The 20885-nt window shown below is 39.0% G+C and carries 16 protein-coding genes; 13 read left to right on the top strand and 3 right to left on the bottom strand.

What is annotated here, in order from left to right; all coding sequences use genetic code 11:
- Positions 1–68: 68 nt before the first annotated feature.
- The 3 genes from IDJ75_RS15950 to IDJ75_RS15940 all read right to left on the bottom strand — a co-directional run bounded on the left by IDJ75_RS15950 (position 69) and on the right by IDJ75_RS15940 (position 6160).
- On the bottom strand, positions 69–1625 hold the full coding sequence (locus tag IDJ75_RS15950; RefSeq protein WP_224746637.1) for a RagB/SusD family nutrient uptake outer membrane protein: 1557 nt from the start codon (positions 1623–1625) through the stop codon (positions 69–71).
- An 18-nt stretch (positions 1626–1643) separates the two neighbouring features.
- A complete protein-coding gene (locus tag IDJ75_RS15945) occupies positions 1644–4796 on the bottom strand; it encodes a SusC/RagA family TonB-linked outer membrane protein (RefSeq protein ID WP_224746636.1) in 3153 nt (1050 codons plus the stop codon).
- Between the two features lie 191 nt (positions 4797–4987).
- The gene (locus IDJ75_RS15940; protein ID WP_191176613.1) at positions 4988–6160 is read right to left on the bottom strand and encodes a glycoside hydrolase family 130 protein; all 1173 of its coding nucleotides are present in this window, start codon (positions 6158–6160) and stop codon (positions 4988–4990) included.
- A gap of 394 nt (positions 6161–6554) precedes the next feature.
- On the opposite strand from IDJ75_RS15940, the gene IDJ75_RS15935 reads away from it, so the two are divergent.
- From IDJ75_RS15935 to IDJ75_RS15875, 13 genes are all read left to right on the top strand, one after another.
- Positions 6555–7568 carry a LacI family DNA-binding transcriptional regulator gene (locus IDJ75_RS15935; protein WP_224746635.1) on the top strand — a complete coding sequence of 338 codons (1014 nt, stop codon included), beginning with the start codon at positions 6555–6557 and terminating at the stop codon, positions 7566–7568.
- A 311-nt stretch (positions 7569–7879) separates the two neighbouring features.
- Positions 7880–10300 carry a GumC family protein gene (locus IDJ75_RS15930; RefSeq protein ID WP_191176612.1) on the top strand — a complete coding sequence of 807 codons (2421 nt, stop codon included), beginning with the start codon at positions 7880–7882 and terminating at the stop codon, positions 10298–10300.
- 19 nt (positions 10301–10319) lie between these two features.
- Positions 10320–10835 carry a UpxY family transcription antiterminator gene (locus IDJ75_RS15925; RefSeq protein WP_224746634.1) on the top strand — a complete coding sequence of 172 codons (516 nt, stop codon included), beginning with the start codon at positions 10320–10322 and terminating at the stop codon, positions 10833–10835.
- Positions 10836–10960: 125 nt separating this feature from the next.
- Complete coding sequence (asnB, locus tag IDJ75_RS15920) at positions 10961–12742, top strand: asparagine synthase (glutamine-hydrolyzing) (RefSeq protein WP_191176611.1); 1782 nt, start codon at positions 10961–10963, stop codon at positions 12740–12742.
- Positions 12735–13856: a glycosyltransferase family 4 protein gene (locus tag IDJ75_RS15915; protein WP_191176610.1), complete on the top strand. Its 1122-nt coding sequence runs from the start codon at positions 12735–12737 to the stop codon at positions 13854–13856. The genes asnB and IDJ75_RS15915 overlap by 8 nt, the downstream gene beginning before the upstream one ends.
- Positions 13849–14709 carry an ABC transporter permease gene (locus IDJ75_RS15910; RefSeq protein ID WP_191176609.1) on the top strand — a complete coding sequence of 287 codons (861 nt, stop codon included), beginning with the start codon at positions 13849–13851 and terminating at the stop codon, positions 14707–14709. The genes IDJ75_RS15915 and IDJ75_RS15910 overlap by 8 nt, the downstream gene beginning before the upstream one ends.
- The gene (locus IDJ75_RS15905) at positions 14709–15983 is read left to right on the top strand and encodes an ABC transporter ATP-binding protein (RefSeq protein ID WP_191176608.1); all 1275 of its coding nucleotides are present in this window, start codon (positions 14709–14711) and stop codon (positions 15981–15983) included. Before IDJ75_RS15910 ends, IDJ75_RS15905 begins: the two co-directional genes overlap by 1 nt.
- Before the next feature lies 1 nt (position 15984).
- Positions 15985–16680: an FkbM family methyltransferase gene (locus IDJ75_RS15900; RefSeq protein ID WP_191176607.1), complete on the top strand. Its 696-nt coding sequence runs from the start codon at positions 15985–15987 to the stop codon at positions 16678–16680.
- Between the two features lie 47 nt (positions 16681–16727).
- Positions 16728–17414 (top strand): DUF268 domain-containing protein, encoded by a 687-nt coding sequence (locus IDJ75_RS15895; protein WP_224746633.1) that lies wholly within the window; start codon positions 16728–16730, stop codon positions 17412–17414.
- The gene (locus tag IDJ75_RS15890) at positions 17411–18271 is read left to right on the top strand and encodes an alpha-1,2-fucosyltransferase (RefSeq protein WP_191176605.1); all 861 of its coding nucleotides are present in this window, start codon (positions 17411–17413) and stop codon (positions 18269–18271) included. Before IDJ75_RS15895 ends, IDJ75_RS15890 begins: the two co-directional genes overlap by 4 nt.
- Positions 18256–19173 carry a glycosyltransferase family 2 protein gene (locus IDJ75_RS15885; RefSeq protein ID WP_191176604.1) on the top strand — a complete coding sequence of 306 codons (918 nt, stop codon included), beginning with the start codon at positions 18256–18258 and terminating at the stop codon, positions 19171–19173. Before IDJ75_RS15890 ends, IDJ75_RS15885 begins: the two co-directional genes overlap by 16 nt.
- A complete protein-coding gene (locus IDJ75_RS15880) occupies positions 19166–20050 on the top strand; it encodes a glycosyltransferase family 2 protein (protein ID WP_317173787.1) in 885 nt (294 codons plus the stop codon). The genes IDJ75_RS15885 and IDJ75_RS15880 overlap by 8 nt, the downstream gene beginning before the upstream one ends.
- Positions 20047–20880, top strand: a complete 834-nt coding sequence (locus IDJ75_RS15875) for a glycosyltransferase family 2 protein (protein ID WP_191176602.1) — start codon at positions 20047–20049, stop codon at positions 20878–20880. The genes IDJ75_RS15880 and IDJ75_RS15875 overlap by 4 nt, the downstream gene beginning before the upstream one ends.
- The last annotated feature ends 5 nt before the right edge of the window (positions 20881–20885 follow it).

The raw sequence follows: 20885 nt of genomic DNA, 5'->3' as shown, positions 1-20885 counted from the left end.
TTAATCAACAAGGAATGTCGGCCTTGTAGTTTATAATAGCTGCCTATATAATAGGCAGCTATTATCCCTTAAAAATTAGGGTTTTGAGTAATAGTACGGTTAGAGTAATCTATCTCGTTTTGTGGTATCGGGAACAGGTAGTCCCTGTCATCCCTAAAAAATTTACCTTTATTGGTATTATATTTTACTGAGAATGCCCTCATTACTTCGCCAAAACGTTTCTGTCGTACAAGATCTTCACGTCTCCACCCCTCCATACCCAACTCGCAGCGCCTTTCATGCCATATAGCCTTACGCAACGCTGTTTGATCGGTTGTGGTTACATCGGGTAAAGATGCAGCTGTAGTAGCCGGTATGTAAGCCTGTTTTTGGCGTTGCGGATCTTTGGGTGGAGTTTGCCTTGCCCTCTTCCTTATCATATTAAGATAAGGTAAAGCCTCACTGCCTTTGTTATTCTCGTTCAAAGCTTCGGCGTATAACAATATTATATCACTGTAGCGTATAAGCCTAACATTATAACTAATGATCCATGGATTGTAGCCTAACCTAAGATATTGCGGAACTTCTATCTTGCGGTCATAGTATCCATCCGGTGAGCCCGTGTTATCCTGGTCGTCATTATCCTGCAGATAGCGGTCGCCCGTCATGGTAAAAGTATAGGTAATGCGCGGATCATCTGCATCAAACTCATTTCGCAGGTCTTGTGTTGGAGCATGGAAACCATAACCCTGATAACCCGGGGTATTACGTGTGGTAAAAAAATGAGGTATGTTTGAACCTATAGCTATATCTTTATCCTGCATACGGCTATCAATCACAAAAATAGATTCGGAGTTAAAATTATCCCTCCAGTTAGCACCGTAATCATTAAGCAATGAGTAATCGCCAGATTTAACCAGGGTACCTAAGGTCTCTTCGGCCTTTACATAATTTTGCTGAAACATGTATGCTTTGCCCAATATAGCAAGTGCGGTTCCACGCGATACGCGGTTTTTATCGGCATCTCCATATTCCGGATAAGATGGTAACCCCTTGCTGGCCTCGGTAAGATCTGTCTCTATTTGTTTAAATACATCTGCAGCACTTGCACGTGGTGTTGAAGTTGCTTCTGAAGGCGTAACCGGTTTAGTAAACAAAGGTACACCCCCTTCTGTAGTTACCAGTGCGTAATAACCAAAAGCCCTTAAAACCTTAGCTTCATTAATGTAACGGTTAATAAGGGTTTTATCGCCTGTTGCATCTGGCGCATAAGTGATAACCTCATTAGCCCTTGCAATAAGTTTGTATAATATAGACCACCGTTGCGCAACCAGTCCATTGGTTGGCGTTAAAATAAAGTTCGTCATATCCTGCGCCTCGCCGTAATCGCCGTCGCTACTGCCTCCTTTCCAGGCGTCATCTGTAGATACGTCACCAACAAAATAATGGTACTTGGCATATTCGTTCCAGGTAGTTCTTAACTGTAAATAAACACCGGTTAAAGCTTGTTGTATTTGCGCATCTGTTTTATAAAATGTTGCGTTTGATTGTGTGCCATAAACAGGCTTATCAATTGCGCTTTTTTTGCACTGGATGTTTAATAATACAAACATCGTCAGGCTGATATATATGATAATCTTTTTCATGTTTTATAAGTTTATATATTAAAATTGGGCATTTATACCTACCAAAACGGTTCTGGATGATGGGTATCTGATACCGTCGTAACCAAGGTTTAATGCATTATTGGCACCAATTTCAGGATCAAGCCCTTTGTACTTGGTTAGTGTAAACAGGTTTTGCCCGCTCACATAAAAACGGCATGTACGTAAAATTTTAATTCGTTGTAAAAATGCCGGGGGTACACTATAACCTAATTGTACATTTTGTAACCTTAAGTACGAACCCTTCTCTACCCACCAGCTTGATGCACGATAGTTATTATTGTTATTTGAGGTAGAAATTTTTGGATAAGAAGCATTATCGCCCTCTTTTGTCCACGCCTGTGTATAAGCATCAGCCAGTGCATTTTGATATCCAACAGTAGCCATGCTTTTTAGCCCGTTCCAGATATCATTACCAATGGTGCCCTGGAAAAATGCGGTAAAATCAAACCCTTTATAATTTGCACCAAGGTTAAAACCATAAATAAGGTCGGGATGCGGATTGCCTATATAGGTCCTATCTTTATCATCGAGTACGCCATCGTTATTAAGGTCGGCAAATTTAAAATCGCCCGGGGTTGCCAGTGGTTGTACTTTTTGACCAGCTGGGCCTACATAGCTATCAATTTGCTGTTGGTTTTGGAAGATGCCTTCGTACACATAACCGTAAAATCTTGACATCGGCCCGCCAACCTCAGTTTTACTCACGTTTCCGTACAATGGTAAACCACCGTTACCTAAATAAGTTACCTTGTTTTTATATATGGACACGTTACCACCAATATTAATACCTACCTGGCCTATATTATCGCGATAATTCACAGCTGCTTCAAAACCTGTATTATTTACATTACCGGCATTAGAGTACGGGTAATTCGGATACCCCGCGGCCGCAGGGATTGGTACCTGCAAAAGCATATCTTTAGTCGTTTTCCTGAAGTAATCTAAAGAGATACTTAGTTTCTCGTTAAAAAAGCCTGCATCTAACCCAATATTAGTTTGCTGGGCTGTTTCCCACTTAATATCAGCATTTCCAATGTTGGTTGGGATATATCCTTGGCTGTAACCATTGCCAAAGTACCACTGTTGCTCAATATTTGACCCAATAAGCGTGATAGGCGCATAGCTGTTTATACGTTGATTACCGGTTTGCCCCCAACCACCTCGTAGTTTTAAATTGGATATCGTTTTATCTAAACCAAGGTTCTTAAAGAAAGCCTCGTTGTTAATCCTCCAACCTAATGAGAATGAAGGGAAATACCCCCATTTGTTACCATTAGCAAACCTGGATGAACCATCTGCTCTAAAATTAACGGTAGCCAAATAACGATCGCCATAAGCATAATTGATACGGCCGAGATACGATAGTATAGAGGTTTCTAATTTTCCACCTGTTGCCTGCGCGCCTAAAGTAGCCGCATCAAGCACCCGGAATGAAGCATCATTGCCGGGAGCAGTTGTTTTATAAGCATTGATCCCGTCAGACATGTTCGATTCGTATGTCATTGCAACCATGGCATCAAACGAGCTTTTACCAACAGTTTTATTAAAGTTAAGACGCTGCTCAATAATGTTATTCTGCGTCCTGCCTGCATTGTTTGTTAGCTGGGTCTGGTCGCGGTATTTATCTTCGCGGTTAGCCAGGTTATTCTCTGTAAAAACAGAATGATAAATTGGGCTAAATAACTTAAATGTGCTGTTCTGGTTATCAAAATTATACTGCACAAAGTAGCTTAAATCTTTTGTTAGTTTTACCTTACCATATACATTGCCATACACGTTAAAGTTTTCGGTCAGTCTGTCATTCAATTCAAGCACAGATACAGGATTTGGGTTGAATGCCCATTCTGTTGGCGCATATTTATTATATTGATAATCTACAGACCCGGGATCAACCAGTGGGTTAATAACAGGTGTAAATGGATCTGCCTGCAATACAAAATTAAATGCCGGCAATGAACCCGTATCGCGCGACTGGAATTTAGCCAAACCTACATTTACACCTACAGTAATACGGTCAGACAGGTCATACTCATTATTAATCTTTAAAGTGATCCTTTTAAAGCGAGTGGTTATAATTGCACCTTTATCATCTAAATAGCCAAGGCTATAATATGAACGTGCCTTATCGCCACCATTGCGGATATTAAGGTTATAGTTTTGGGTAAGTGCTGATTGATTTACAGCATTCCACCAATCGGTATCAAAACCGCGTTTGTACTGTTGCTCAAACTTAGGGTCCAGTGTTGAACCTCCATTTTTGTATGCAGTTGTTATAAAGTTATAAAACTGATCGCTGTTTTGCATTTTAGGTGAGCGATAGCTGTCTTTAGTACCCAAATAAGCATCAAAAGATGTAACACTTTCGCCTTTTTTTGCTTTTTTGGTGGTTACTAATATAACCCCGTTAGAACCACGTGAACCGTAAATAGATGTTGCAGAAGCATCTTTTAACACCTCAATATTTTGAATATCATTTGGATTAAGGTTATTGATATTATCAAACAATTGCCCATCAACCACATATAAAGGATTATTATCATTTACAGTACCAAAACCCCTTATCCTTATCACTGCGGCATCACCTGGCTGGCCAGAATTGGTGGCTACGTAAGCACCGGCAACTTTACCCTGCAGCAATTGTGATACATTTGGAACAGCGTAATTCTTAAAATCCTTCTCTGATAATGATACAATAGCGCCGGTTAGGTCGCTCTTTTTTTGCGTGCCATAACCTACTACAATAACATCATTTAATGACCTCGATTCGGGTAAAAGTTTAATGTTTAATGTAACATTGTTATCTACAACAACTTCTTGTAAAACATAGCCTATATAGCTAAATATCAACGTACCTTTTCCATCGGGCACATTAACACTAAACTTACCGCTATTATCTGTAAATGTAGCTGTACCCCCATTTTTTAATTTAATAGTAACACCGGGTAAGGATAGATTCTTCTCATCAACCACGGTGCCGCTTACTTTAACTGTTGCCTGGGCGTAGGTTAGCAAACTGCTGCAAGTAAGCGACGTAAAAAATGCTAAAAAGCATAATATGCCCTTTAAGTGATTCTTTACGCTTTTGTTTTTAGGTGCAACCCTTCCATGGGTGTTTCCTTCTTGCGTAAACATTTGTAAAATTTCCATCATTTGTTTATTTATAATTGGTTGTTAGTACTTAGGAATTCTTAATAAGCTCTGCCATAACACATTTTAATTATCAATTTAATTCCCTTCCTTTTACACAGGAAAACCGGTTCGGCAAAATAGTCTTAAAACGCCCTGCAGGTATTTTACCTACGGGTGTTTGTTTATAATTTTAGTTGAAAATAACTGTAATACTAATTGGTATTATTACTGTCGTCTGTTATTGGATCTGGTTCTGAGGGTTTAGCAGGGTCATAAATAGCAACCCCCACCCTAGAATCTGCACACCCGTAATACAAATACCATTTATGTTTAAACCAAGCCATACCTTCAATAAATACCGTTCCGTTAACATATTGCCCGCTTTTTTCAAACGGTTGCATAGGGCGTAAAAATGGCACATCGAGCCTGGTTATTAACTTAGTAGGATCAGTTTTACTAAATAGCATTTGGCCCGCACTATAAGAGTTGCCATGGAAGCGTTTATCGCCACCCTCACCTGGATGATTCTTACCATTGTAAAGTAATATTATACCTTTGCCTGTGAGTATTGCCGGTGGGCCACATTCAGTAAGGTCACTATCAAAATAACCGGGCCTGGTGGGTGCCAGCACTTTTAGTTCGCCTTTATTATTTATGATCGGCGCCCAATCAACAAGGTTGGTTGAAGTTGCACCATAAACAGCCGTTTCGCCCCAATACATAAAATACTTGCCGTTTACTTTTGCAATAACCTGTTTATCGTTTTTTATATGTGTGAGTATAGAAGCCGACTTATGTGCCATATTAAAAAACTTGCCCTTGTAGGCATATTGAAATATAGGGCCATGCTTTTTCCAATGAATCAGATCTTTAGATGTTGCCACACCAAGGCGAGGCGTTTTACGGTTCCATTGTGTGTAAAAAACAACGTAAGTACCATTTTCTGTAACAGCTACTCGCGGGTCTTCACAGCCGCCTGGCCACTCGTATTCTTTTTGTGAATCATTCCCGGGGAAAAGTACAGGTTGAGTTTTACGCGTAAAGTGTAATCCGTCGCTGCTTTCAGCATAGCCAAGGCGCGAGGTACGCATTCCTATTTCAATACCCGTTTTATCTTCCGAGCGATAAAGTACCACAATCTTCCCGTTTTTAACAGCAGCTGCCGGATTAAATGTATCATTAGCTTCCCAATGAATCACTTTTTTGCTCATAGGGTCGTAAAATTCTGATACAGGGTTGGGAGATATTATAGGATTGACACCCACTGGCCTGGCAAAACCACCAAATGCCCATGCAGGCAACACATTTTTTTCTTGTGCGGTAGCTAACTGGGCATACAAAAACAGCGTGATAACCCATGTAAGTTTTAGTAAACGTTTGTTCATTTAACAGATATATTATATGTTATTATTAGCAGATATTTACAGATTTGCCGGGGTGTACAAGCTGTAATAATAATTGGTTGAATTACAAAACAATTATAGGCAATAAAACCGGTTTTGCAAACGTATTTGAAAGGATTATTAAATATTTGAAAGAAATGTAAAAAAATCAAAAAAACAAATAACACAATATGAAAATTTCAATAAACTCCGGTTATTGTTTATTAAATCGGTTATAAAAAATGCATTTTGCTAAATTGCACAACCGGTTTTCTATTATTAAAAAGTTATTTTTACGTTCTGTATAGTTAAACAAAAAGCCATTACAGGTATATATTATTGTTTTTTGCTATTAAATAAGTTAATTAGAGGAATATTAAGAAAATGAGCCGCTATAATGAAAAAGAAGCTATCAATTAACGATATTGCCAGTCAGCTAAATGTGGCAAAATCAACAATTTCTTTTATACTTAATGGTAAGGCTAAAGAGAAAAGAATAAGTGATGAGTTGACAGAACGTGTGCTAAAATATGTAAAGGAAAAGGGCTACAAACCAAATCAACTGGCTAAAAGCCTTAGCACCGGCAAAACTAAAATGATATGCCTGATGGTTGAAAAAATATCTGACTACTTTTTCTCACATATTGCTTATCACCTGGAAGAACTTGCATATAAAAGTGGTTATAAAATAATATACTGCAGTACTGAGAACGACCCGGAAAAAACCCGTGAATTAATCAATCTTTTTAGGGACAGGCATGTAGACGGGTATATCATAACACCACCGTTAGGTATAGAAGATGATATAATGGAACTTATAAACGAAGAACATCCAGTAGTTTTATTTGACCGTTATTTTAAAAGCATAGAGTCCGATTATGTTGTACTTGATAATTACCAGGGCACATACAATGCGGTTGCACATTTAGCCGGGAAAAATTATAAACATATTGCCTTTATTACTCTTCAATCAGAGCAATCGCAAATGGCAGATCGTGAAAGTGGTTATAACGATGCGATGCAAAAATATGGCTTGCCTCCTGTTTTTTTAAGAGTACCTTTTGAAAACTCGGCAATTACAACGGCTAATGACATTAATCAATTCATCAAAACCAATAACCAAATTGATAGCATTGTTTTCGCCACAAATTACCTGGCTTTAAGTGGCGTAAAAGCTATTAATGACCTGGAATTGCAAATACCAAAAGACATAGGTGTAATAGCCTTTGATGACCACGACATTTTTAACGTTTACAACCCAACCATCAGCGCTGTTGCCCAGCCACTTGAAAAAATGGCCTCTGAACTATTTAGGATACTATTAGACAAATTGGAGAACAGGGTACCAATCGGGCAGTTCCAACAAGTTGTTATACCATCTGAACTTATTATAAGGAGATCAATTATCTAACAAAATTCTCCGGCGTTATATCAATCACCCCGTCTTAAATATATTCCAATGCTAACTTTCTTTGTAATTAATAACAATATCAATATAGTCGTTTTTTGTGGTTTAAATACTGATTCTTATTTAGTCCCCAACTCTAAAACGGCTGTTTAAGTATACAAATAAAATACGTATTTTTGAAGCTCAGGCAGGCGCTTGAATCGGTAAGCCGTGATCATTTAGGATTGGTGCTGAATAAGTTTTGGACCTGCCGAGACAAGTATTTCGGGCCGTGTTCCACTTTATAATTATGAACTAGCCCTGTCAAGGCAATAATGGAAGAAACAAAGAATATCGTTAAGAAATTGCCAAACCAGGAAGTTGACTATTTTAAAATAGGCAAGATACTGGTTAGTCGTTGGTATTGGATAGCCGGTTCACTTTTACTGTTCATGCTTGGTTCATACGTTTATTTATGGTACACCCCTAAAACTTATGCTACCTCCGGAACCATGAAACTGGAGGAAAAAAAATCAGAAATATCTGACCTGGTAAATGTTATAAGCACATCAGACCGTGGGCCATCAAAAATACAAAGCGAAACTTCTGTTATTCAAAGTCCATCAGTTATTCTGGCAGCTATTAAAGACCTAAATTACCCAATAAGTTTCTATATCGAAGGGCGTGTGCGGACCAGTGAGATATACCCACAAAAGCCCCTTGAGATACAAATGCTTCGGTTTGATAGCCTGAACTTTTATCATGACATAATTACATTTAAAGCAATTGATAAAAACCACTTTAGGCTGGTATATAAAACAGCAGATAAAGTGGTTTCAGCAGATTTCCAATACAATACTCCAGTAACTGTAGGCCAAACTACTTTCCTCATCAAAACACCCGTAAATTATATAGGCAATAACACCGTTTACCTTTTTAAATTTAATATGCCTGAAGATTTTATCGGTCGGGTAAGGGGCGGTTTACGCACCAGCGAGATGGTAAAAAATTCCAATATACTTTTACTTCAACAAACCGATGCCAACCCTCAATTTGCGGCCGATGTGCTAAATGCGATTATGAAGGAGTATCTGATATACGACCGAAACCGCAAAACACAATCGGCTACACAGATGATCAACTTCATAGACGACCAGTTGAAATATCTTTCCGGCACTGTCAAAGGGTCGGAGAAATCTATTCTGGAATTTAAACAAAAAAACAAATTGATGGATGTTAGCACATCTGCCGAGGGAGCACTTGCTAAGGCTAAAGATATTGAGACACAACAGGCCATACTAAAATTACAATTGTTAGCAATTGAACAGTTAAGAGACCAGATAGATAAGGAAAAGAATAATGTAAACCTTAATTTCAATGCCGGGAAAGATGTAGACCCTGCCCTAAACGCTTTGATAGAAAGACTTGATAATTTACTTAATCAGCGTTATGAACTTTTAAAAACTTACAACAGCAACTCTCAGCCTATATTAGATATTAATCGTTCTATACTGCAAATAAAAAATAATGCTTTAAACAGCCTTAACATCACCTACGCAGGCGTTAAAAGAAATCTGGATTATTTAGATGCTCAGTTAGCTGTTGTCAATAAACAAATATCAGTATTCCCGGTTGCCGAACGCGACCTTATCGCTTTAAACCGCCCTTATGAAGTAAACGAAAAAGTTTATTCATTTTTATCCGAAAAAAAGCTCTCCGCCCAAATAAGCCGAGCCGGCATACTGCCCGGGGCAACAATTATTGAGCAGGCACAGCCAAACTTTTCGCCGGTAGCGCCAGATGAACATAGTATTCATAGATCAGCAATCATATTTGGTATCCTTACCGGCCTGGGGTTAATCATCCTTATCAGGGTGTTAAATCCCTATATATATGATAAAGAAACCGTTGAAAGCCTTACCTCTGTCCCTATTTTAGGTGTAATAAGAAAATTCCCAGAAAAAATAGATGAAGATAATGCCCAGGTATTGGCCATTAGCAGGCCCAAAACCATGTTCGCCGAGTCGATACGGTCGGTGCGTACTAACCTAAACTTTCTTGCGTCAGAAAAAGCCAGCAAAGTTATTTGTATCACTTCTGAAGTGGCCGGCGAGGGAAAATCGTTTGTAGCCATCAATCTATCAAGCACGCTCTCCTTAATAGACAAAAAAGTTGTTCTAATAGGTGCCGACCTGCGGCGTTCAAAACTGCATAAAACATTTAGAGTCCCTAATGATATTGGCCTTAGCACCTACCTTTCGCGTCAAACCGAATTAGATGATATCATTATAAAAACCGGGCAGGAAAACCTCGACCTGATCATCTCCGGCCCGGTACCTCCAAACCCTTCGGAGCTATTACACAGCCTGCGAATGGACGAATTGATAAAAGAACTGAAAACGATGTACGATGTAATTATGATCGATACTGCCCCCATTGGCCTTGTATCAGACGCTATCCCACTTATCCGTGTAAGCGATATCAACATTTTTGTAATACGTTCGGGCAAATCAAAATATTATGCGGCAACTATACCACAGCGCATAGCGCAGGAATATCATTTAGATAATACGGTGATAGTGCTTAATGCCTTTGCCGAAGATCTTTTACACTCTCGATATTATACAACCCGTTTTACGGGTGAAAATTATGGCAAGTACTACTATTACTCTGATTATAGCGGGTATGAAAGTTCCGGTTACTATATAGAGCATGATAACAAGAAGTGGTGGAACATTAAGCGTTGGTTTAGTTAATTAGTGTTCTTTTACAAATATGGCTTTAATGGTAAGGGAAAGCAGCTTTAAATGGTATCCTGTTTGCACCAATCCCCGTGCAGAAAAAAAAGCTTACAGCGCATTATTAGAAAAAGGTATTGAAGCATACCTGCCCCTTAACCGCCGCTTAAAACAATGGAGCGACAGAAAAAAATGGGTAGAAGAGCCTCTTTTAAAATCGTACCTCTTTGTGCGTATTGACGATAGCGCCCGTGCCGAAGTACTAATGACAAAGGGGATTGCCCGTTTCATATACTTTTCGGGCAAAATAACTGCAATGCCCGACAGGCAGATAGAGGAATTAAAATTATTAATGGCAAGTTCGCTTGAGCTTGAAGTAACTGAAAAAAATTTACAACCCGGAGAGAGGATAAAAATCAAAGCAGGCCCGCTTAAAGGTATTACCGGCGAAATAATAGCCTATCGTTCGCAAAGGCAGTTATTATTACGTTTAGAGCACCTGGGGTGCTCAATAATTATAAATGTTGCAGCATCATTAATTAACCGGCTTTAGCTTATTTTTATACAATAATCCGGGGTTGATATACATATCGCAACTACTACATAAGTTGCTGAAAAATAATAAGTTACAAAATACCGTTGTGACTTACGGGGCGAAGCTATATACAATAGGATACAATGTGCAGAATTGCGGGGCTTGTTACAAATGCCTTACAGGGAGACGAGATAAAACAAACGGTGAATGCAATGTGCACTGTTTTAAAACATGGCGGGCCTGATGATGAGGGTGTTTATTGCAGCACAGATACAAGGGTAGTATTTGGGCACCGCAGGTTATCCATTATTGACCTGAGCACAAACGGGCACCAACCCATGGCCGATGCCGGGCAAAAAGCCCGGATAACATTTAACGGCGAAATATATAATTACACCGAACTAAAAGCAGAGCTACAATTATTAGGTGCCAAGTTTAATACAGACACCGATACAGAAGTTATTATACAGGCTTATTTATACTGGGGCACAAACAGCTTTAGCAAACTAAGGGGCATGTTTGCATTTGCCCTTTATGATACCATAACAGGTGCTGTTTATTTAGTACGCGATACAATAGGCGTAAAACCCTTGTATTATTATGTAAATAATGGCCAGCTATACTTCGCGTCAGAAATAAAGGCGTTTAAAGCAGCGGCTATTACAACCGAGGAAGATACCCGCTGGCCGGTTTGGTTATTGGCATTTGGGCATATCCCAGAGCCTTACACCACGTTAAAAAATGTATTAAGCATTCCCAAAGGGCATTTTTTATGCTGGGATAAAAGTGGCACTTACACCATAACAAATTACCAAAAACCAAGCACTGTTAATTATATAACAGATATTGAAACCGCCCGCCTGGGTTTACAAACGCACCTTAAAACCGCTATACGCAGGCAACTGATAGCAGATGCCCCTATCGGTATTTTTTTAAGTGGGGGGATAGATTCGAGTTTGCTTGCGTTGCTGGCAAACGAAGAAATAGAGCAACTTAAAACCATATCGATATTTTTTAACGAGCAGCAATATGATGAACGTAAGTATCAGCATGCAGTTGCTAATAAAATAGCGGGACAGAATTTTACCCACCTGGTAAAACAGCAAGATTTTGAAGAAGCTTTTCCGCAAATACTAACTGCTATGGACATGCCTACTACCGATGGCATAAACAGTTGGTTTATCAGCAAGTACGCGCATCAGGATGGCTTAAAAACGGTTCTATCGGGCATTGGCGCCGATGAACTATTTGGTGGGTACCCATCATTCAACCGCATGAAACCGCTTAGGCACCTTAAAATGTTACCGTCAACACTTTTTACATTGATCAAGCCATTCAGTAGAAATCGCTATAAAAAACTGGCATACCTGGAAAACAATAATACCATAGCCGATTACCTATTTTTGCGAGGCTTATACGTGGCTGCTGACATAGCAAAACTAACAGGTATGGATGAAGATGAAGTAAAAGGCATCCTGTTTGATAATATTGATATACCCAAAATTGATGCATACAATAAATTACAGGCTGCATGGATGGAAACTAACCTATATATGCAAAACCAGCTGCTGCGCGATACCGATATGATGAGCATGAGCCACAGCTTAGAGGTTAGAGTACCGTACCTTGACGAGGATTTCCAGGCATACGCCGCGCAGATCCACCCAGATATACGGTTTAACGATCATCAACCCAAAAAAATACTAATAGATAGTTTTAAAGATGTTTTACCTGAAGCAGTATGGAACAGGCCAAAAATGGGCTTTACTTTCCCTCTGCAACAATGGATGAAAGATAATAGAGAAATTAGCGATGCGAACAACTATCATGGCAAAACAGCTAAAAAACTGATCAATAATTTTAATAACGGGCGAATACATTGGTCTAGAGCTTTTGCATTATACCAGGTACAGGGACATGTTTAAAAACATAACACTCTTTTCGTTACAAACATTTAGCACGACCGGGGGCATCCAAAAAATGACCCGCACGCTTTCACACGCACTTAATAGTATTTGTACCACTAACAATTGGAATTTTAAGCTGGCATCATTATATGACAATAACAGCGACCTGATGCCGCAGTACATTCCCAAAGAAAATTTTGAGGGTTTTAACAAGCGGCGGATTCCTTTTATGTTAAAAATGGGATTCTCCCGTCAAAAACAAGACGTTATTATATTAAGCCATATCAATCTGGCGCTCGTGGGCCTTTTGATCAGGCTCATCCACCCAAAAACCAAGATCTGGCTAATAGCGCATGGCATAGAAGTTTGGAGGCCTTTATCATTCCATAAAAGGCAGCTGTTAAAACAATGCGATAAAGTTATTTGTGTAAGCGCGTTTACAAAAACACAAATGTATAATTGGCACAAAACAGACCCGGCAAAATGCATTGTATTAAACAACGCACTCGATCCGTTCATGAAGATACCGGATAAGTTCCAAAAACCAGCTTATTTGTTAGATCGTTACGGCTTAACAGATAGCGGGCCTGTTATATTCACCTTAACCCGCTTGGCATCAACCGAACTTTATAAGGGACATGACAGGGTAATACATGCTGTTGCCGACCTAAAGCATAAATTTCCAGGTGTTAAATACGTTTTGGCCGGCAAGTACGACCATGAAGAAGGCATCCGCGTAAAGCAGCTTATAGCCGATATTGGGGTTACCAACCAGGTAATATTAACCGGTTTTATTAAGGAGGATGAACTATCAGACCATTTTTTAATGGCCGATGTTTTTGTGCTCCCCAGTAAAAAAGAAGGGTTTGGAATAGTATTTATTGAGGCCCTTGCCTGTGGCCTGCCTGTTATATGCGGTAATGCCGATGGTAGTATTGATGCTATACGTAACGGGGAATTAGGAACAGCCATAAACGCTGATAATGAAACTGAGTTGATCGATTGTATTGACAACCTATTATCCGAACCATTAAAATTGACGAAGCGCAAACATTTGAAAGATACTTGCCTGAAATACTTTAACGAACAATCCTATATTAGCACCTTGCAAAAACTGTTAACTGATGCCTGAACCGGAAGAGCACTGGGACCTGGAAATTAAACCAACCGGCAGTTTATTTGACTTAAAGTTGAAGGATGTTTGGCATTACCGCGATCTGCTTTTGCTACTTGTGCGGCGCGATTTCGTATCGTTTTACAAACAAACCATGCTTGGCCCAATATGGTTTTTTGTACAACCTATTATAACCATATTGGTTTATACCCTGGTGTTCAGCAACCTGGCCGGTATTAAAACCGATGGTATACCCGGGCCTGTATTTTACCTGGCCGGTACCATTATGTGGAACTACTTTTCTGAGTGCCTTACTAAAACATCTACCGTTTTTAAAGATAATGCGGGTATGCTGGGTAAAGTATATTTCCCACGGCTGATTATGCCGCTAAGTATTATTTTTTCCAACCTCATCAGGTTTGGAGTACAATTGATATTATTTATTGTACTGTTGGCATATTACATACTGGCCGGCAAGCCAATTGTGCCAAATGTTTATTTGTTATTACTACCCTTTCTTATCATACTTATCGCTGCGCTTGGCCTTGGCCTCGGCATGATTGTATCTGCTGTCACCACAAAATACCGCGACGTGTCTTTCGTGGTATCATTTGGCGTACCGCTATTAATGTATACCACTACAGTTATTTACCCGCTATCAGAAGTGGTGAAAAAATACAGCCATTATTCATGGCTAATTAAATTCAATCCCCTTACTTCTATTATAGAGACTTTCAGATACGGCTTTTTAGGCAAAGGAAGCTTTAGTTGGGAATTGTTGCTGTACACCTCTGCGTTTACCATTATAGTTTTACTTATAGGTATCGTAGTATTTAATAAGGTTGAGAAAACATTTGTTGATACCGTGTAATGGCTAAAGTTATAAAAGTTGAAAATTTATCAAAAGCGTACCAACTTGGCGATTTTGGAACAGGCACTTTATCGCGCGACCTGGAACGCTACTGGGCCCGCTTACGCGGAAAAGAAGATCCGTTTTTAAAGATAGGCGAAACAAATGACCGCACTACCCTGGGTACAACCGATATAGTTTGGAGCCTTAAGGATATCAATTTTGAAGTAAAACAAGGCGAGGCGCTGGGCATTATTGGCCGCAATGGCGCCGGGAAAAGCACATTATTGAAGGTTTTAAGCCGGGTTACCTCCCCCACTACGGGTAGTGTAAAGGTTAAGGGCCGGATAGCCAGTTTACTTGAAGTTGGTACCGGTTTCCACCCCGAGCTTTCGGGCCGTGAAAATATTTATTTGAACGGAGCCATACTGGGCATGCGCAAGGCCGAAATAAAACGCAAGTTTGATGAAATAGTAGCTTTCGCAGGGGTTGAACGCTATATTGATACGCCGGTAAAGCGCTATTCATCGGGCATGTATGTAAGGCTGGCATTCGCCGTTGCAGCGCACCTCGAATCGGAAATTTTAATAGTTGATGAAGTACTTGCCGTGGGTGATGCTGAATTTCAAAAAAAATGCCTGGGCAAAATGGGCGATATCAGTAAAGGAGAAGGCCGTACAGTACTCTTTGTAAGCCATAACATGGGTGCTATAAAAAAACTGTGTGGCACCGGCATCTTTTTAAATAATGGCCTGATCAGCATGGCTGGAGATATTGATACAATAATTGATAAATATTTACATGCCGAAACGGAGTTAAAAGCAATCTATCATATCCCGCTACCCGAAAACCGTGATGAGCAGATCGGGTATGCTTATAGGTTGGTTATTGAAGACGACCAAGGCAATATTTTACCGGAGATACCCGTAGGCCGGTTATGGCGGATCAAAGTTCTTTTCACGCTAAAAAAAGATATTAAACACTTCATTATCGCGCTTGGCATAACAACAGACCTGGATGTAAATGTAAGGACGTGCTGGAGCAATGCCCGAGATATGGCCGCGGGAAGTTATGAAGCTACTTTTTTTGAAAATGATCTTTTATTATCATCTGGCAGTTACAATTTAGTGCTCGGGCTTTCATCCTACGAAACCACTTTCCAGTACTTGGAAAATGTGGCAAAACTAAATATTTCTGATGTTCCGGATATAAATATTGACAGATCAATTTTACGATTTAAAAACGCAGGCTTGTTACTAAACCCAATGACGGTACAAGTATCAGGCATCAAATAATATGTTATTTTTTAATAAAAAGCCAACAAAAAGCAATCAATGGTTGAAAAAATCGTACTCACAATCGGGTGAGGACTTAATAGTTAAATTCATTTTTGACAATCTTGGCATAAGTCAGCCAACATACATAGATATTGGTGCCCATCACCCCTATTACTTAAGTAACACAGCATTATTTTATGAGTTGGGTAGCAGGGGTATCAACATCGAACCAGATCCATCACTTTTTAAAGCGTTTTTAAAAGAGCGGGAACAAGATAAAAATATAAACGTCGGAATAGGTGTCGAAAAAGGACTGGCCGACTTTTATATTATTTCTGTTCCCACCTTAAACACCTTCTCTAAAACAGAAGCTGAAAATTATATTAACGAGGGCGACTACCGCATTACTGAAGTTGTAAAGATCCCGGTAAACAGTTTAAAAAACATTATACAAGACCACAACAGCGGCAGATTTCCACAGTTTTTAAATGTTGATGCCGAAGGGATAGATGAATTGATTATAAGATCGATTAATTATGACGAGAGTTACCCATTGGTAATATGTATTGAAACATTATCCTTTTCTTCTTCAGGAAGCGGGGTAAAGAATACTGCTATTACAGACTACCTTACTCAAAAGGGCTACATGGTATATGCAGACACTAATATCAATACGATTTTAGTGAAAAAAGATGTATGGCAAGGAAAATTATAATAAAACTATTGCATTATTTAGGCCTTTATAAAAGCCCGTACGTTGCAATGGAAGTGTTTAACGCTGAACTTAAAAAGTTTAAAGAGTTAAACAACAGTGAAAGATTTTCAAATACTGATTTCGGTATTTATCCGTGTATGGATGATAAAACAACTACCACTTCGTTTGATGCGCATTACATTTATCATCCGGCATGGGCGGCAAGAATAATAAAGCAAATTAATCCCTTGCAGCACATCGATATATCATCTTCACTACATTTTTGCACCATATTGTCTGCTTTTATACCCACAAAATTTTATGATTATCGCCCGGCACTTTTAAACCTTGATAACCTTACATCTGAAAGCATCGATCTTACTGATTTAAGGTTTAAAAATAATAGCCAACCAAGCCTGTCATGCATGCACACCATTGAACACATCGGCCTTGGCCGATATGGAGACATGTTAGACCCGGACGGTGACATAAAGGCTATTAATGAGCTGGCACGTGTTTGTTCAGTAGGAGGCAGCTTACTACTTGTTGTCCCGGTTGGCAAAAAAAGGATATTATTTAATGCACACCGAATATATGAACCGAAAGAGTTCGCGTCCTATCTTGCAAATTTTAAAGTAGCAGACTTTTCATTAATTACAGATGATGGAAGTTTTATTAACAATGCCACATATGAGCACGCTGCCGAGCAAAATTATGGCTGTGGATGTTATTGGTTCATAAAACTTGCCGCATGATAATTGTTAAGTTACAAGGCGGTTTAGGTAACCAAATGTTTCAATATGCGGCGGCGGCAGGCCTTAACAAGGGTAAAATCTGTTTAGATCTTTCTTTTTTAAGAAAACATAATAAATCTACACCAACATTTACAGCCCGAAAATTCGAACTTGCCGTGTTTCCTAACTTGAAAGCAAACCTTGTTAACAGGCTGGTTTCAAAAACGCTTGATAGCAGAAAAGTCATCCACCGACTAATAAAAAAGATGCTTTTCCCCGGGTTAACCACAATTACTGACGCAACAGAAAACAAACAAGCCGCCGGGCAGAGAATAGGTCACAAAACAATTTACCTGGACGGATATTTTCAAAATGAAAACAATTTTAAACACATCAGGCAAGAACTGCTAAAACGCTTTGAATTTCCGGTGTTAAAGGGACCGGCGCTAACGTGGTCAAAAAAAATACAGATTGATGATAACAGTGTAAGTATACATGTACGCCGAAGCGATTATTTAAAACCGCATGTTAACAATTTTCATGGGGTATTGCCTCTTTCCTATTATCAAAAGGCGAAAAGTATCATAGCGGGTAAAATTAAAGCCCCCCAATACTATATCTTTTCTGATGACCCGGAATGGTGCGCGGCTAATTTTTCTTTCCCGGATAACCCGGCCCTGATCATTAAAAACACTAGCAATGCATGGGAAGATATGTGCCTGATGAGCCAATGCAAACATCATATTATTGCTAATAGCAGTTACAGCTGGTGGGCTGCCTGGCTCAACCAAAATGAAAATAAAATAGTGATAGCGCCTGATAAATGGTTTGTACAAGAGCCTGCAGACATTGTGCCTGAAACATGGATAAAGATTTAGTTTCTGTAATTATGCCTGCATACAATGCTGAAGCTTTTATTAAAGACAGCATAGGAAGTGTAATTGACCAGACATACTCTAATTGGGAACTGATCGTAATTGACGACGGATCAGCGGATGGAACCGCAGAAATTATAAAACAGTTACAGCTGTTAGAAGCAAGAATAACATATTTGCATCAGCCAAACGGAAAGCAGGGTAAAGCTCGAAATTTAGGAATACAAAAAAGCAAGGGAGACTACATCGCTTTTTTAGACGCCGATGATAAATGGACACCGGATAAGCTATCCGTACAAATGAATGTTTTGATTCAGGACAACCGCCTTGATTTGATATTTTCTCAGGGGTATAAGCTTACCGATACCCATATAACAGATTGCGACCTTCAGGTAAAAGGGCTATGGGATATTGATCATTTAACCGATTTTTTACAATATAATCAGATACCCATACTATCTGTTATTGTAAAGAAACACGCATTACTCCAGGTAAATAACTTTACTGAAAAAGCTGAAATTCAAAATGCAGAAGATTACCATCTTTGGTTAAAGCTTTTACTGAACGGTTACAAATTCAAATCGATAGCTTCACGATTGTTTTACTATCGTATACATGAAAGCCAGTCAACCTATCAAAACAGCAATATAGATACTCCCATTTTTTTTGTCTATAAGGATATATATCATTTGGCCCAAAATGCGGCTCAGAAGAAAGTGATTGTAAGTAAACTTAAATGGTACATATTTAAAAAAGAATTCCACGCGGAGTGTATAGAATTGTTCGTCTTTCATCTGAAAAACAAAGGCTTAAATATAATTTCATCGGCAATAAAAAAGTTTTTTGCAGGCCCAAAGCATTTGCAGGAAAAAATAGTGTTTAACCTCATATCTCTATTTGCTTAATTTGGCCTATAAACTAACCGTTTTAATATGTGTATACAATGAAGGTGATAGCATATTAAAAGCGTTAAGGTCTTTATACCACAATAAAATATACCCGCAAACGGATGTTGTACTGGTAGATGACTGCTCAACAGATCCGCACACATTGCGGATATTAGCATTACTCGGAAGCTTCACCCGTTTTAATATTATTAGAAGCGGGCAGAACCTTGGGCTCTCAAACTCCCGGAACGTAGGATTTATGAATGCCAAAACAGAATATGTTTTACCCTTAGATGCTGATGACACCCTACCCCCCGGGACATTGGATATTGTTTATACTACCTTTACCAAAAACAATGATGTTGATTTTGTAGCCGGCAACTATTTTTTTAATAATACAGCTATTAATGAAAGCCATATTGTTGACTGTAGCAGCATTGCTACAAACGGTTTTATTGACAAGAATAAACTACTGCTTAACTGGTCGCTTTTAGGAACAAGTCCCTGCAAAAAGAGCCTGTGGCGTAAAATTGGCGGGTATTCGCTTAAATATTCTTACTCCATACAAGATGTTGACTTTTGGATAAGGGCGATGCTGCATGGTGCTAAAGGTATGTATCTGAACAAACCGATATACACCTGGAACAGATCATCAACAGGAATGAATGAAAATTTTGACCGTTTGGATATGACAAAATTACTGGATGACCACAGGGATTTTTATTTATTAAACAACACCCTGCCAGAACTTAACAACAAAGTGTTTGAGGGGTATTATCCTTATAAACAAAAGGCGGTACTCCTGCCATTTGCCCGAAAACATTTTTTCACATTAACTCATAAAAACAAACTTCGTACGATATACTTTTTGATGACAAGCCTCTTTAAAAAATGAGCGCGATTTCAATAATTATCCCAACGTTTAATGCAAAAAATACACTTGAGCGGTGTCTGCAAAGCATCATTCATCAGGATTACACCAATTTTGAAGTTTGGTTTATTGACGGCGGATCGACAGACAGTACCTTACAGATCCTAAAAGATTACGCCCTCAAGTGGCCTTTTTTAAGATATATATCAGAACCGGATAAAGGCATATACGATGCCATGAATAAAGGAATTAAAATTTGTAACGGGGAGTGGGTATACTTTCTGGGTAGTGACGATACCCTGTATGATAACCACGTACTTTCTTTAATTGCAGCTACTACAACATGTACTGATGCAAAAGTTATTTATGGCAACGTAATTATCAGGGGCGAAAACCAGTGGAATTTAGACAACGTAATTTTTAACGGCGAGTATGATGTTGAAAAAATAGTCAACATAAATATCTGTCACCAAGCTATGTTTTACCACAAGAACATTTTTGAACTATTGGGCGATTATAACATAAAATACGTTACCTCCGCCGATCACGATTTCAATTTAAGGTGTTTTGCCGCTACCCCTTTTTATTATATTGATACCATTATCGCCAATTTCTTTGTTGGTGGCCATAGTTCTAATGTAACGGATGATAAGTTCAATGATGACCGTGGGGCGACCCTGATGAAATACTTCAAAAACCGTATTTATACGCGTTCCTTTATTAATTCAAGATTGTTTATACAAAAAGCGGCACTGTCTGGCAAACCAGACCTTACCTGGGGCGAAAGATTATACTGCCTGATGGCATATTTAAAGCTCAAAACACTGTCGTTGTATGTTCCCGGTTCAAAATAAGCTAC

This window comes from Mucilaginibacter rigui, from assembly GCF_014773275.1.
Taxonomy (GTDB): domain Bacteria; phylum Bacteroidota; class Bacteroidia; order Sphingobacteriales; family Sphingobacteriaceae; genus Mucilaginibacter; species Mucilaginibacter rigui_A.
This window is presented reverse-complemented; position numbering and strand designations above follow the sequence as displayed.